At 57.3% G+C, this 13,455-nt stretch carries 21 protein-coding genes; 2 read left to right on the forward strand and 19 right to left on the reverse strand.

What is annotated here, in order from left to right:
- Positions 1 to 103: 103 nt before the first annotated feature.
- From ACIP6G_RS06055 to ACIP6G_RS06070, 4 genes are all read right to left on the reverse strand, one after another.
- Complete coding sequence (locus ACIP6G_RS06055; protein WP_400289182.1) at positions 104 to 733, reverse strand: hypothetical protein; 630 nt, start codon at positions 731 to 733, stop codon at positions 104 to 106.
- A gap of 193 nt (positions 734 to 926) precedes the next feature.
- Positions 927 to 1,715 (reverse strand): hypothetical protein, encoded by a 789-nt coding sequence (locus ACIP6G_RS06060; protein ID WP_400289185.1) that lies wholly within the window; start codon positions 1,713 to 1,715, stop codon positions 927 to 929.
- Between the two features lie 9 nt (positions 1,716 to 1,724).
- Positions 1,725 to 1,988 (reverse strand): hypothetical protein, encoded by a 264-nt coding sequence (locus ACIP6G_RS06065; protein ID WP_400289186.1) that lies wholly within the window; start codon positions 1,986 to 1,988, stop codon positions 1,725 to 1,727.
- On the reverse strand, positions 1,985 to 2,683 hold the full coding sequence (locus ACIP6G_RS06070) for a hypothetical protein (RefSeq protein ID WP_400289188.1): 699 nt from the start codon (positions 2,681 to 2,683) through the stop codon (positions 1,985 to 1,987). Before ACIP6G_RS06070 ends, ACIP6G_RS06065 begins: the two co-directional genes overlap by 4 nt.
- A gap of 108 nt (positions 2,684 to 2,791) precedes the next feature.
- Between ACIP6G_RS06070 and ACIP6G_RS06075 the strand changes: the two genes are divergently transcribed.
- On the forward strand, positions 2,792 to 3,691 hold the full coding sequence (locus ACIP6G_RS06075; protein WP_400289190.1) for a hypothetical protein: 900 nt from the start codon (positions 2,792 to 2,794) through the stop codon (positions 3,689 to 3,691).
- Between the two features lie 111 nt (positions 3,692 to 3,802).
- Here ACIP6G_RS06075 and ACIP6G_RS06080 read toward each other — a convergent pair whose 3' ends face one another.
- From ACIP6G_RS06080 to ACIP6G_RS06105, 6 genes are all read right to left on the reverse strand, one after another.
- On the reverse strand, positions 3,803 to 4,105 hold the full coding sequence (locus ACIP6G_RS06080; protein ID WP_400289191.1) for a hypothetical protein: 303 nt from the start codon (positions 4,103 to 4,105) through the stop codon (positions 3,803 to 3,805).
- Between the two features lie 463 nt (positions 4,106 to 4,568).
- The gene (locus ACIP6G_RS06085) at positions 4,569 to 4,784 is read right to left on the reverse strand and encodes a hypothetical protein (protein ID WP_400289193.1); all 216 of its coding nucleotides are present in this window, start codon (positions 4,782 to 4,784) and stop codon (positions 4,569 to 4,571) included.
- Entirely contained in the window at positions 4,781 to 5,053 is a 273-nt protein-coding gene (locus tag ACIP6G_RS06090) for a hypothetical protein (RefSeq protein ID WP_400289194.1), read from the reverse strand. Before ACIP6G_RS06090 ends, ACIP6G_RS06085 begins: the two co-directional genes overlap by 4 nt.
- Before the next feature lie 102 nt (positions 5,054 to 5,155).
- Positions 5,156 to 5,539, reverse strand: a complete 384-nt coding sequence (locus ACIP6G_RS06095; protein WP_400289197.1) for a hypothetical protein — start codon at positions 5,537 to 5,539, stop codon at positions 5,156 to 5,158.
- Between the two features lie 130 nt (positions 5,540 to 5,669).
- The gene (locus tag ACIP6G_RS06100) at positions 5,670 to 6,182 is read right to left on the reverse strand and encodes a hypothetical protein (protein ID WP_400289198.1); all 513 of its coding nucleotides are present in this window, start codon (positions 6,180 to 6,182) and stop codon (positions 5,670 to 5,672) included.
- A 246-nt stretch (positions 6,183 to 6,428) separates the two neighbouring features.
- Positions 6,429 to 6,857 carry a hypothetical protein gene (locus tag ACIP6G_RS06105; protein ID WP_400289200.1) on the reverse strand — a complete coding sequence of 143 codons (429 nt, stop codon included), beginning with the start codon at positions 6,855 to 6,857 and terminating at the stop codon, positions 6,429 to 6,431.
- Positions 6,858 to 7,107: 250 nt separating this feature from the next.
- Here ACIP6G_RS06105 and ACIP6G_RS06110 point away from each other — a divergent pair, with 250 nt between their 5' ends.
- Entirely contained in the window at positions 7,108 to 7,806 is a 699-nt protein-coding gene (locus ACIP6G_RS06110; protein WP_400289202.1) for a hypothetical protein, read from the forward strand.
- Here ACIP6G_RS06110 and ACIP6G_RS06115 read toward each other — a convergent pair.
- From ACIP6G_RS06115 to ACIP6G_RS06155, 9 genes are all read right to left on the reverse strand, one after another.
- Positions 7,785 to 7,991 carry a hypothetical protein gene (locus ACIP6G_RS06115; protein WP_400289204.1) on the reverse strand — a complete coding sequence of 69 codons (207 nt, stop codon included), beginning with the start codon at positions 7,989 to 7,991 and terminating at the stop codon, positions 7,785 to 7,787. The genes ACIP6G_RS06110 and ACIP6G_RS06115 overlap by 22 nt on opposite strands.
- Before the next feature lie 9 nt (positions 7,992 to 8,000).
- Entirely contained in the window at positions 8,001 to 8,642 is a 642-nt protein-coding gene (locus tag ACIP6G_RS06120; RefSeq protein WP_400289206.1) for a DUF6349 family protein, read from the reverse strand.
- Between the two features lie 157 nt (positions 8,643 to 8,799).
- Positions 8,800 to 9,165 (reverse strand): hypothetical protein, encoded by a 366-nt coding sequence (locus ACIP6G_RS06125; RefSeq protein WP_400289208.1) that lies wholly within the window; start codon positions 9,163 to 9,165, stop codon positions 8,800 to 8,802.
- A complete protein-coding gene (locus tag ACIP6G_RS06130; RefSeq protein WP_400289210.1) occupies positions 9,165 to 9,455 on the reverse strand; it encodes a glutaredoxin family protein in 291 nt (96 codons plus the stop codon). The genes ACIP6G_RS06125 and ACIP6G_RS06130 overlap by 1 nt, the downstream gene beginning before the upstream one ends.
- Before the next feature lie 231 nt (positions 9,456 to 9,686).
- A complete protein-coding gene (locus tag ACIP6G_RS06135) occupies positions 9,687 to 10,169 on the reverse strand; it encodes a single-stranded DNA-binding protein (protein ID WP_400289212.1) in 483 nt (160 codons plus the stop codon).
- A gap of 2 nt (positions 10,170 to 10,171) precedes the next feature.
- Complete coding sequence (locus tag ACIP6G_RS06140; RefSeq protein ID WP_400289214.1) at positions 10,172 to 11,380, reverse strand: AAA family ATPase; 1,209 nt, start codon at positions 11,378 to 11,380, stop codon at positions 10,172 to 10,174.
- Positions 11,381 to 11,461: 81 nt separating this feature from the next.
- Complete coding sequence (locus tag ACIP6G_RS06145) at positions 11,462 to 12,352, reverse strand: hypothetical protein (RefSeq protein WP_400289217.1); 891 nt, start codon at positions 12,350 to 12,352, stop codon at positions 11,462 to 11,464.
- 20 nt (positions 12,353 to 12,372) lie between these two features.
- A complete protein-coding gene (locus ACIP6G_RS06150) occupies positions 12,373 to 12,612 on the reverse strand; it encodes a hypothetical protein (protein ID WP_400289219.1) in 240 nt (79 codons plus the stop codon).
- Entirely contained in the window at positions 12,609 to 13,454 is an 846-nt protein-coding gene (locus tag ACIP6G_RS06155) for a hypothetical protein (RefSeq protein ID WP_400289221.1), read from the reverse strand. Before ACIP6G_RS06155 ends, ACIP6G_RS06150 begins: the two co-directional genes overlap by 4 nt.
- Position 13,455 lies beyond the last annotated feature (1 nt).

Below are 13,455 nucleotides of genomic sequence, written 5' to 3' on the forward strand. Positions count from 1 at the left end.
GGCTCTGCTCTCGGCGTTCTTATTGTCGATAAGTGGTTCCGCCTGCTGCGCAGATCTTCACTGGTCACAGTTCTTCGATCTTGGGTCTTACCCTAGTTACAGTTCATGAGATTTGCAACTTCTGATTGCTACTATTGCGCTTGCCACTTGCACCCGCTTGCAAGACAGCTAGCACCTCGGCTGGGGTGTGGCCCTCCTGGCGTGTTGCTAGGTCGCATTTCGGTGCGAGTTTGCCGCGGTGGACCCAGAGTTTCGCTGTGCCGTATTTCAGTGTGTAGCCGGCGGCGTTGAGGGCTTTCACGATTTGCAGGAGAGGGCCGCGGACATGCCAGGCTTGTGCGAACCGTTCGGTGATGCGGTCGGTGAGGTCGTGTTCGCGGTGGCATGCTTTGCAGCGGCCGGTGGTGGCGGTTTCGTGGCCTTCGACAACACCCTCGCAGCGGCTGATCATGTTGGTGGCGTCGTCCATGAGCAGCGCCCCGCACTCCCCTAGTGGGCGTTTCTGGATTGGCCGGTCAGCTGCTGAGATGACGCGTCGTTCAAGGTCACGCAACTCTTGGTAGAGGTCTGCGACGTACTCGCGTTTGCGCATGAGGTGCGCCATAGCTCGCAGGTATTCGGCAGCGTTGAACGTCTTCGTGAAGATCCGCAAGCGGTTCGGTTCCTCCCGGCCGTTCACCCAGTGCGCCAACTCGGCAAGCCGACGCTCGTTCTCCCCGAGCCGTTCGGCCATGTCCAAATTCAGGGGCGCACCAGGGGCGCTGGTGCCAGCGGACCCGATGCGGGGTTGCACCCCCTGATTCGCCAACGTCTCCCCCGCCGTCCGCAACGTCGCTGGCACACGATCCAAGACAGCGCGGAACCGGGCATCACAGTGATTGCAGAGGTACAGGCCGGCCGCGGTGCCATACTCGCAGACTAGGCATTCAGTCATTGTCGGCCTCCAAAATCGATGAGATAGCGGCTAGCTCAGGGTGAGCCTGAGCAATATCAAGAACCAAGCTGTCGATCTCACTTTGAAATTCAGAGATATCGATATCTTCCGATCGTAGGCGTGCTGTTATAGACCTCAAACCTCCGAACAATTCTTCCTTCCTGCGGCTAGCACTCATGTAGATGCCTGATGCAGCTGATGCGTCAACGAATTCCCCTTGATTCCCCAGTCCTTCTTTCGATGAACGATTGAATTCTGCGAGAGCCTGACCTGCTTCAAGCTCCGATTCGGCCAATTCGAAACTGAGCCGAATAAGGCCGTCTAGCTTCACACGAACCGAAGCCTTAGACCATAGGACATCAAATTTGACAGCACGGTGCTCGGCCATGCTTCTCCGAGCCACCAGCTGTTCATAGGTTCCGTATTTTTTGAGAATATCGAACATTGAATCTAAGAATTCGAACAAGATCATATGTCTAGCGCGTCGTTCCTCAGCTTCCCAGAGTTCTCGTATCTCGGTGTGCAACCTTTCGTCTGCAGCTTTTGCGTCCTTTTCCATCCTCTCCAAGGTACCCTTGGCGACACGCCATGCCCTGATGGCAGCGATCAGCAACCCAATAGTCAACAAAGCGGTCAGTATCCCGGCCACGCCAGCAACCCAGGTTGCAACGTCTCCCATTACTAAGTAATTATCTGGAGCGGTTCCAACGCAATTGACTACAGAACCTTTTACTGCGTCATCGCTGGGCACCGTGCATTCGAAACCTTCACTAAGAACCATGCTCTAATCCTATTCGTTCTGGTCGATCACTGATCGGTGGAGGTTCAAGCCTGGTGGGGTGTCGGTGCCGGTGATGGTGACGGGGTCGCCTGATCGGATTAGCCGGCATCCGCTGCCGGTGTCGATGCTGACACAGTCGTCTTCGTGCTCAATGGCTCTAATGGTTCCCGTGGTGCGGTAGGTCAGCCCATCTCCCGGTTCCTTGCCGAGAAATTCGATGGTTTTGCCGAGGTCTGCGCCGGATAGGTATTTGGCTTCGCGGGTGAGGGTCATGGTGTTCCTCCGGTGAGTTGGCGTAGGGCGTTGGGGACGATGGTGGGGAGCATGTCCGCTTGAATCTTCGACAGGTTGAGGGCGGAGAAGATCTGTTTCAGCGCGACAACAACGAGTTCTGCTTTCTGCTCTTCGAGTTCGATACGCCGCTGTTCAATACCGGCTTTCAAGGCCATGGTGGTGAGCTTGGCGAAGTGTTCGCGTTCTTTGGTGTAGAGCGTGTACCAGGTGTTGAATCCTGCTTCTTGGACGGTCATGTCCACTGGCCCTTGGGCGCCGATACCAACTTCAGTCTTTGTTATGCCCCATACAAGCTCGTTGGGTTCGACTTCGGAAACTTTGGTTCGGAGCCATTGGACGTGTGCGTGGCTGATCCTGATCTCTTGCAGGAGGGCTTGGGCGGGGTCGATGTCCGGGTATTTCTCGGTGATGCCGAGCGTGCCTATGGCGTGGGTCAATTCTTGTTCCGCGATCCTTTCTTCTGCTGCTGCCTTCGCCTTGGGGCTGTTACCCCCATGTCGGCCGCATCGGACACCGCCTGGTACTGGAGAGGATCCGCACGCTTCGTCCTTCCCGCGTCTCTTGGCTCCGCAGATTAGTTTCCCGTCGCGTTCTTGTCCTGGGGCGTAGGTGGGGTCGCCTTTGTAGCGTTTGATCGCTTTGCCCAGATTCTCCGCGGTGATACTCAAAGTCACTAGTTACCTCCTTGCATTTGTTTCATTCACTTGCAATATCTACGTGTTGATTGGGCAATTGGTTTATGCTCAAAGTTCATCGCAAACCCCTCGTGAAAATTGGATTTAATGGTTACTAAGAAAGTTCCTGCGGCGCAGCCGGATGACGTTGCCACGACTAAGCAAGTATTTGTTATTTCACCAATCGGATCGGTTGGGTCCGAAAAGAATCGCAAGGCGACTCTGGCACTGGATTACATCATCAAGAAAGCCCTGCCTGACGACCGCTGGGAGGTAACCCGGGGCGATGGGTCGTTGTCCCCCGATTCCATTGGACACGACATCATCAAACGAATAGATGCTGCCGATCTGATCGTCGCCGACCTTACCGACCACAACGCCAACGTGTTCTACGAGCTCGCTATAGCTCACGGATGGAATAAACCCGTTATCCACATGATCGAGCAGGGCCAACCGATCCCATTCGATATTGCGGACTTGCGAGTAATCTCCTATGAGCTGCAGGATCCAGCTTCTGTCGACAAGACGATCAAGACCATTGCTGGCATGGCGATTGAAACCATGAAACATGATTACAGGCCAATCACACCCTTGAGCCAGTACAAGTCTTTCGAGACGGTCACCGGTTCTACGGACCCAGAATCGGCCCAGGGCGAGATGAATCGGCAGATACTGACTCGACTTTCTGCAATTGAAGATTCCGTGAGGGTGAGAGACCCTCGCGTGTCACGTGCAGCCGTAAATAGAGGGAATGACGCAAATCGAGGGAAAAGGATCAGCGCACCGCAAAAGTTTGTCGAACTTGCTGACCGCGTAGCCATGATGACAATTGACCGGGATGACTACGATATATCGGATTTCAACAGCATCAACGACTCCCTTAGCAAGTTGTGGTTCGGGATGAGCGTCTCTGCGAGAGACGAAGCCAAATTGCGCCTCAAAGACTTTGGCATTCCATTCCCGGATATCATCGATCTGATTGGCTTGCCTGTTATCCGCTCTAATTAGACTAATCATTTGGGCTGCCTCACGCCCGGCGATCCGGAAGCAGTCTCATTATCGCGTTAGTCCCATTTGATGATGGGAACACGTCCGGGTTTAGCGGGGCCTGGTTAGTCATTAGAATGGCCTGCTTACTGGTTTCGGTTCGATCCCGAGGCGTTCGGCAACGTCGAACGCGCTCAGGTTGAAAGCTTGGGTAACGCCCTGCATGCGCCCTTGGAGTTCCAAGACCTTCAGAAGGTTGGCGGTGCGCTGCTCGTATGCCAGGGCGAGAGTGGCTTCGGTGTTATGTGTCAGCTCCGAAAGCATCATCGTTTCAGCGGTGACACCTTCCTCACCGATAAAGTCATTCTCGATCGTCTCAGGCGACGCGATCTGCGGGCCTTCGAAAACGTGCGGGTTGCCGGGTAGTTTGCTCATTTGTTTTCTCCTTGGTTGGTTCGTGCCATACGGTCGGTGTATCCATGTCCTCGGCAGCTGCCACAGAAGTCAGCGCCGCCGTAGCAACGTTCAGCCCTGCATCGGCCACCTGATCGCCGGCCAGTGCCCTTGCACTTGGCGCATTCAGTTCCACGCCCTGTCGAATCGCACGAATCGCAGGCTACGCCGTCGGCAAGAATGCGTTTCATCTCTTGATAGGTGCGCGGCGCACTCCACCACGTCCCTTGATTTTCGATTTCCTGCCGGAACAGTGACACGAGCTTGTCCCACTCTGGGAGCAGTCGATCCCAAGCCACGGACCTGCCTGCCATGCGTTTGCTTAGCGTTGGGGTGTCGATGTTCCATGAGTCGATGTAGTTCAAGCAGCGCTGCAGGTCTGACGGGTCCCACGGGTGGTCTTTCCCTCCGTAGGCGATGGCCTGCGCTGAGAGTCCAACGACGGTCATGCCGGATCACCGTCCAGGGCGCAGCGGATCATCTTGAGGTGGGTTGGGGTCAACTGGTTGACAATCGCCTCAGCCTGTTCGAGGCGGGACAGGAGTTCGTCACGGTCACGCACAGTCTGGCAGACAACCGAGCCGCAAGGGTTAGACGTGCAACCATGCAACGCGTTCGGAAGCTCAGCACGCTTGCGCGGGGTGCCCAGGTTCAAGCTCATTTCGCACCGCCAGCGTGGGCTTCGTATACCCGGGCGACGCATTCCGCGAGTGGCGCCGAGGCTGGGTGGTCTGGTGCGTGATCCGCGGGGATCGGGTGCGCTTCCAGACAGCCGCGCAGGTCGCGTTCAAACGCTGGGCTGGTGCCGTACTGTTCAGCCTTCACCTCGTCGGCAGTGACTGGTACGGTGTCCGCTACCCGGCCAGCGGGTGCGCAACCGGTCAGCGTGACGATGGCGGCCGTGACGGCGACCAAAGATTTCTTGTACATGATGCTTCCCCCTCCCCCGCCTGGCTTACTATCAGCGGGAGCTTGTTTACTTATCGACAGTTGCAACACTAGCAATCATTGGTTGCAACCACAACCAGCAAATTAAGCTTCCACCGGTTGAATGACCAGCACGAGCTTTTCGGTCCCGTACCCGCCGTGGTGGATGAATGGGCCGGCCAGATACTCGCTGGAATCGTCAGGGATAAGCCCATAGTCCGTGACCAGCCCATCAATCACAGGCTTCAACGTCGGCATGAGGTTGTGCGGGTCATACCGCACCCGGGTCTTCTTCCACACGTACGCGTCAACTTGGACCCGCTGCAACCCTTTCGGCAGCTTCGCTTGCCGTGCGTAAATGTGCGCTCCGTGACGCCAAGCCTGGGCACGCCTGTTCCGAGGCGCCCAATGGAGATTCACATTGAGGTTGAGCCAGTCAGCGAGCTTGGGAAGTTCTAACCGGAATACGCCGGAGGGCACAGAATCCATTTTGAGAGCCTTTCAGGAGGTTGAACGGGGAAACACCCGCCCGGATGGTATGCGTCAGCCGTAACCACGTTTTTGTACTGTTCGTAGTAGTTTCTGCTATTGCTGGATGCAATGGTTGGCGCAAAGAGAATTAGAATGGGGCTACGCCCCGGGTTGTTTCGGATGCTTGGACATCGCTCTCGGGGCTTTTGAGTGCTTGGAGTGCTTGCTTGACGGCTTGTGCGCCGAACGCGTTGGGCTTGCCTTGCTTGCCGATCCGCTTCCCAAGCATTTCTTCAGGTCGTTCACCGAGTTTGATGTCTGCCCAGCAGCAGGCGCAGGTGCGAGCATCGTAGGTCGGGTGTTCTTCGCAGGGTGGTTCCTGGTGGCGCTTGTGCCGGGAGCCGGCGGGCGCGGTTTGGTCCCAGTGTTGCCCGGTGGCTGGGTACATGGCCGGCGTGTGCTTGGCATGTGATCCGTCTGGGGCGAGCTGGGTGGTGTAGTGGGCTGCGGCTCGGATTGCGTGGCCCATGTCGTGGGCTGGGAGCCCGTCGGTTTGGTTGGCTTTTTGAAGGATGCGGGCGATGCCGTTGCTGTCGAAGTCTGGTCGCATGGCGGCGATCATGCGGGTGAGTCGTTCGCCTTGGCTTTGGGTGAGGATCATGGTTTCTCCTTGGTGGATTTTGCATCAGCATCGTTGCGTTCGCGTGCGTTACGTTCCTGAACGAATGCTGCTTTTCTTTAGCCATTTCTTTTAAAACTGAACCAAGAGTGTCCGTTGGTTTTGCCACCTACGTATGTAGGTTCTTAACTTCTTAAGTTCTGCCACTGTGTTTGCTACTTGGCGACTTGGGGTTTTGTGTCTAGCCAGGGTGGCATTTGCTAGGATTTTGCTACTTTTGCTAGGTGGTCAGAATGGTGGTTCTTCTGGGATGACTTGGTCGTTCTGTGGTTCTGCTTGGTCTTCTTGGCAGTAGGTGCAATCTGTAGCAAAAATGCCCTTGTTTTTGTGGTTCTTCGTGTGCCCTCCGCGAGCTCCTGAAATGGCTCGTTTTTTGGATAGTTCGTGGACGGTTTGGTGCTTCTCATAGTCATGGATTCGGTAGGTTTTGGGGTCTTCCTTGACGAGTAGTTTCCCGTCGGTGAGTTCCTTCAGTGCGGCCTTTCCGCGTTGCTCTGCGATGCGTGCTGATACTTTGCCTCCGGAGCGTTGTTGGGCTGCTCGGAGCATGAGGGCGAGGTGCAGGAGGATTGCTTGGTCGCTGAGTCCGTCGATTTTCGGGTTGTCGAGATAGTCGATGGAGAGCTTGATCCAGGGCCGTTCATCTTTGGCGCTCATTTGTCCTCCTTGCCCATCCTGGTTTGTCGTGTCCAGTGCCAGCCGCCGGCGTGTTCGTAGTATCGAACATGTGCGGCGGTTGTTCCTTTTTCGGCGATAATTTCTGCACGTAGCTGTTTGGCTGTGCGTTTGTCTGGCGCCCAGACTTTCTCACAATGAGGGTCCGGGCAGTGCGGCCTTGGCGAACGGTGCGGATGTGCCTGCGAGGTCATATTCACCACCACCGAAGGTCATTGGCTATCGTAGTGTTATGCATAATCCGGCCACTGCTCTTATTGAACTTTTTGATTCGTGGAAAAAGGGGCAAACGCCTTACCACGCAAGAGACATGGGAAATGCTGGCATGCAGCATCATATTGACGCGATGCGACATATCACCGACTGCAACAAGATTCTCGATATAGCAGAAACACAAGGCAAGAAGGTTGCCGTCCATAGACGTGCGATGATGCTGGCTGGCCAGGCAGTTTTGAATTTCCCATATAACTGGGGCGGAACTGACACTTCGAAACCATTCACAGACCATCTGAGGGACTCCGTGGAAGGCGTCGAATCGTTCATAAGCACCATGAATTACTCTTCGCTGAACGCTACTGTATCGACTGTGCGTAACGCCCTGGACGAAGTCGTTGAGCTCCTGCGCCGAGATACAACATTGAATGCCGATATCCGCGGACATGTCTATCGGACAGTTCAGGTGCTGCGTCGGTTCATCGACGACGAAGAGTTTGTTGCCGGTGCCGATTTTTCTGAGGCCCTCTATAACCTGTGGATTGCAACGAATGCCGCCGCAGGTGCAAGTACTGACGAAGATCTCCGGAAGAGCTGGCGGGAACGTTCCTCGGATTTTTGGAAGGAAACGCGAGGTAGTCTGGCGGCTTCTATGCCAGCAAACGCGATTGCTCTGGCTCAGCTCGCTATCGCAGCTCAGTCGGTTTCGGGCGGATAACTGTCGAACAAGTCGATCTGTTCCTGCTCGATCAGTGATTCGACCTGCGAATAAGCAAAAGTCAGTGCAAGGATGTTGTGCTGACCTGCGCCGGATCGATCCAAGTCGGCTACCTTGCGGGCAAGAGCGCCGAGAATTCGATAGCTGGCTTGCCTTTGGCTTGGATTCATATCTGCGTAGTTCATGATTCAGGTTCACTTCTCCCCCTTTTGGTTGTGGATCTGGCAATCCCGAGTGATTGACACCCGGTAGCCGCCGAACTCGTTCGCGCCTGGAATGTCTCGCGTAGCGTGTCGGCTGTTGCCCCGACAGTCGAGCATCGGCGCGCCGGTGACCATGAACTTCTTCGGGTAGTCTTGCGGGAACTCGAATTTGGTTTCGTACCCGACTTGCTTGCCCTCCATTACGGGCAGGTCGCGCCACCCTGGCCAACAGTGATCCAAGTACTCGTGTACTGCGTCGTTCGTGTTCACATGGATTCCTGACCACCATTTGCACCCGTCGCAGTACATGCGAGTGATGTACCACCTCACGCATGAGCACCAGTCCCCCACACTGTGATGGCAGCGAAGCCCAGAGTGATACATCGCCGAGTGATGCGCCGATCCGGCGCCTGATGATTCGTAGTAGGTAGACCACCCGACATAGGTTTTCCATCTGAACCCGCGACTTTGATGATCAACACGGAAAGCTTCGAGCGCTTCTTGGAGCGCTTCGGGCGTTCCAGGATTGAAGAACGTCCCAGCCCCGCTGGTCTCCTGCATCAAGTGAGTGACGTCGACCTTTGGTCGGGATTCCAGCAGGTCAAAGATGCTCAGCTGGCCTTGGATGGTCATCGTCTTTGTCCTTTCAGCTGCAGTACCGAGTTGGCCCGGTCGATTTCGGATTGGGTTAGTCGCTGGTAGATCGGTTGGTCGCTCGTGTGGCAACCGCATTCTTTCTTCTTCGCACATACATCCCATGGCGACCAGCAGCACGACTTCTTGCACGCGCTCATGATGCGTTCTCCAACCAGCCGTCAGCCCGAGCGAACTTTTTGCAGTCCTTGCAATACCACTCGTCTACGCCCGAACGCTTCGCACCTTCCAAACCGCACCGCTCACACGAACGAACCGCGCTCGCTTCGACAACTTGGACTGGTTTGAATTCAACGACGGAAGATTCAGCAAAAACAACGAACTCAGCCTCGCCAGCACCTGGAACTTCCCTGCCCAGGCGAATCATCACGGTAGGTGAACCAATGGTGATGACTCCGTGCCGTCGTGCTACTTTCGGCAGATCCTCTATAGCTTCGGCTTTCAAGTCCTCGTACGGGATATCCGTATCCAAGACCGGCCACACTGCATGAAAGACACTCATTACGCAGCATCCTCCGCGTCTCGTACCAATGCGTAGTCGGTGATCTTGCCGGGCTGGAAGCCGAACCAGTCAGCGATCAGCGTGTTGTGGATGTCGTAAACGGTCACGTACGGCATAGTCGCTGACACACCGAGTTCGGCTGCTCGTTCGCGGATCGCATCTGCAAGCTGGACCTTGTCGGCTGCATCGGCTTGGACGGTTTCGTATTCGACCCCGGCTTTGTCCAGGACGCGCTTGGTTCCTCGGCATTGCTGGCAGTTCTCGGTGGTGTAGACGGTGACGATAGGCATTTTTTCTCCTGAAGATTGGTGTGGTGTGGTGTGGTGCGGGGTGGCCTGGTCCGACTGCTGGCCAGGCCACCCGGGGTGTTTACTGAGGGTTACTGCTTTGGCGGGATCTCATAGGTGAGAGAGCACTTCTTGCAGACAAGCCACCCGCATAAACGCTTCCTGCAATGCGGGATTGAATGGTTTACTGCAGGTCGTTTACAGCGTGGGCAGACGATTAGCGTTGCCATGGGATTAGAACGGTGGTTCGTTGGCGGGTGGGTTGCCCCATCCCCCGCCACCGGTGCTGTTGTTCCAGCCGGCCCCCGAGCTGCTGTTTGGTGCGCGGCCGGCGGCGCCTTCACCGTTGCCCCGCTGAGTTCGGGTGACCTTGGCCGAAGCGAAGCGCAGTGACGGGCCGATCTCGTCGACCTCCAGTTCCATGACGGTGCGCCGTTCCCCTTCCTTGGTGTCATAAGAACGTGAACGCAGGCGGCCCTGGGCGATGACCCGTGTGCCCTTGGTGAGCGATTCGGCGACGTTCTCCGCGGCTTCACGCCAGACGCTAACCCGGAGGAACAGGGCTTCGCCGTCCTTCCACTCGTTGGCCTGCCGGTCAAACTCCCGCGGGGTCGAAGCGATCGTGAAGTTCGCAACCGCCGCGCCGGCTGGGGTGAAGCGCAGTTCGGGATCCGCGGTCAGGTTCCCAATTACAGTGATCTGAGTTTCGCCAGCCATGGTTAGGCCACCTCTCCGTCGATGATGGTGTATGCGTCTTCGATGTCGTCTCCGACTACTTCGAGCCAGATCTGGTAACCGTGCTCCTGCGCGGTTTCCTCGATCAGTGCGAGGCTGTCTGAATCCAAAAGGGATCCGTCTTGGATGCGGATGACTTTCAGCTTCGGGTTCAACGCGATGGCCATGGCCATGCTCACGCGGATCTGTTCTGCACTGGATGCTTGCTTGAATGGGACGCCCTGGTAGGTGACTCCTTCCTCCGTGAAGCCCAGCCCGTCGACCGGGAATTGTGCTGATGCGAGTCCGTCGGCTTTGGTCTTGGCGATCTGGTCGAGCTTCGCGGTGAGCTGGTTTGCTTGACCCTTGGCCGCCTCGAACTGGAAGGACAGTGCACCGCGTTCGTGAGCCTTGCGCACAAGCCGGTTCGTTTCCTCCGCACCATCGATCTGGGCTTGGATCGCAGTGAGGTCGATTGGCTTGGCGTTCGGGTCCACGCTTGCCAGTGCTTCAGATAGATCGTTCTTGGCCTTGGCCAGCTGTTCTTCCAGCTGCTCGATCTGCGCTTGCAAAGATTCGACGAACTGCTGGCTCCGCTGAAGAACTTCGTTCTCGTTTCGTGCCTCGTGGTATTCGCTGAGCAACCCGGAAACGGAAACTTCCGCGGATGGCAGATCTGCTGGGAGCTCGCCGAACTGGGCGAGTGCGGATTCGAATTCCTTTACCCGCCGGTTCACCGCAGTGCGTTCTTCGAACACCTGCTTGCGTTCGGCTTCCAGCTGGTCAGGATTGAACGGCAGATCCACGAGGTCCAGCAACTGGGCCAACTGCTTCTTGTCATCCAGCAAAGTGAACGCGAGGGGATCCATGGACAGGTTCCCGACCAATTCGTCGAGCTTCGCCTGTGCCTTCGGGTACTTGGCCCCGTCCTTCGAGGTAAGCGTCAGGCGGGAACCGGATGGGGTGAAGACCCGGGTGACGGTCAGTTCCTCGGTTTCGAGAACAATCTCGGCACGGTCCTCACCGTCGCGGATCGGCTTCGGGGTGGTCTTGGAGTTGGCGCCGCCTAAGGCTGCAGCGATGCTGTCCAAAACGCTGGACTTGCCCTGGCCGTTCTTGCCAGCAACGATGACCAGGTTGCTGTCCGGGTCTGGCTTGATCTCGACGTGCTTGGCGCGCTTGTAGTTGGTGGTGGTTAGGCTGATGACCTTCATGATGTTTGACTCCTACTAGTTGGTTCGTGGATGCCCTGACCCCAAGACAGGGCACCCGCCAGGTTTGGCTAGGTGTTTTGGTTAGGCGAACTTGGATCCGGCATCGACGATGCGGGACACCATTTCCTGCGGCGCACCCTCGGCCACGGCACGGTTCCAGAGGGTGAGCAGTGCATCCCGGCTGGTGCTGGCCTCGGCAAGTTCGGCTTCCCAGTCGGTTTCCAGTACCACGGCCGGGCCGTCGTCTTGGATCTCGCCGGTGGCTTCATCCGCAACCGGCTCCGGGGCCTGGGCCGGGGCGGGACGCGCCGGGCGTTCCGCGGCCTCTGCGTTCTTCTCTGCAGGCTTGCGGGTGAGCTTGCGAGTCTTCACGGGAGCTTCGGCAGCTGCTGGCTTCTCCCCCATGTCTTCCAGCTCCATTTCTTCGGCGCTGTACGGCATACCAGCAAGCACGTCTGGTGCGATGGTTCGGCAAGCTTCCGCCTGCGCCTTCGCGGTCAGCATGGCAATCGGGTCGGACTGGTACTTGCTATTCGACGTGTACCCGGCGGTCTTGGCGCGGCCAATAGTCCAGGTGAATTCCTGCCAGCGTTCCTGCCCCTTGCGGCGGCCGGCGACAGTCACGGATTCTGGGGTGGCTTCCGTGCGGACCACTTCGTGTCCCTGAGCCATGACCAGCGCGGTCATCGTCCGGGCGTACAATGCTGGGCGGCCGTGGACAACGAAGATGTTCGACAGTGCGTTCATCGGGTCAAGGCCGAGGCTCTTGCCGGCGAGGATCGCAGCTGCTGCGGCTTCCGGCTTCCCCATGAAATCTTTGGGGACGAATGCGGTCTTGCACAGGGCTGTTCCGAGCTGGTGCGCGGCGCCCAGCTCGGCGGCCCATTCGGCGAGCTGGATGCTGCCAGTGCTGGTTGGGAGGTTGGTCGGGGTGGCGACTTCGCCTGCGGGGTTGAACGGTTGGATGCTCATTGTTTGACTCCTTCTGGTGGTTAGGCGGCGCGAGTTTGGCGTGCCCGGATTTCGGTGATCATGTCCTGCAAGACAGTGACCAGGGTTTCGGCGTTCTCGACTGGGATGATGACTTCAAGATCTGGTCGGTCGCGCTTGTGGAGCTTCCCGTACATCGCACTTCGGTCAGTTGGATACATGTCGATCGCGATAGCGTCTTCGTCGTAGTAGAAGGCGATCTCGTCACCGCGGTGTTCGTCCTCGAACTTGTAGGCGCTCATGCTGCTACCTGCATTTCGGTTGGTGGGTTGATTGGTTCGAGCTTCTGCTTGCCCCGCACTTTCGCGTCCTCATGGACTGCCTTGGCGTGCAGGAACTGCTGGAAGTGTTCATCGATCTCCGCCGGCGACGTAGCCAGCGGGTAAAGGCTGGTGCCCAACGGTGAACCGTCATACCTGGCGTTGATGCCCTCACGGTCCATTGGGGTGACGTGGGCGACGTAGGTCGCGACTACCTCCGGCATCGGGATTTCCTTGGTGCCATCCATGTAGAACTCGGCCCGGGAGTACGCGGCGGTCTGCAGAGCGGTCTCCATGTACACGCCCTTGGACGTTTTCAGGTCGATCTGTATCAACTTGCCGGCATCGATGTCCGCCTGGGACATGAGCAGTGGCGACGTAGCCAAAAGGTCGACCTTGCCCGAATACCAGTGCTCACGATTTCCCAGCACCACTTCCACCAAGACGGGGGTGATCTGCCAGCGGTCAAGGAAGTCCAAGTACCCTTCGATGAACCCGACCAGATCCTCTGGCGCGTCAACTTCACCGGTGGTGGCGAGCTTCTCCGCGAGGTCGTGCACCTCAGTGCCACGCTCGGCAGCGCTGTCGCGTTCCTGGTTCGGAAGCAGCTGCAGGAACTTGATGGACTGATCCCGGTCGCCGGCCAACAGTTCGGCAACCTTCCCTGCGTTGTCCGGATCGGTAACGAACTTGGCGACCACGCCCGGCGCCCACCAAACCAAAGCAGGCTTCGGGATACCGCCACCCAAAATGGTGGTGGCACCACTGACTGGTTTTCCATCGAGCCTGTAGCGGTGGGATGCTTCGTTGAATACGAGCGACATG

The organism is Glutamicibacter sp. NPDC088483, from assembly GCF_044753145.1.
Classification (GTDB): Bacteria; Actinomycetota; Actinomycetes; order Actinomycetales; family Micrococcaceae; genus Glutamicibacter.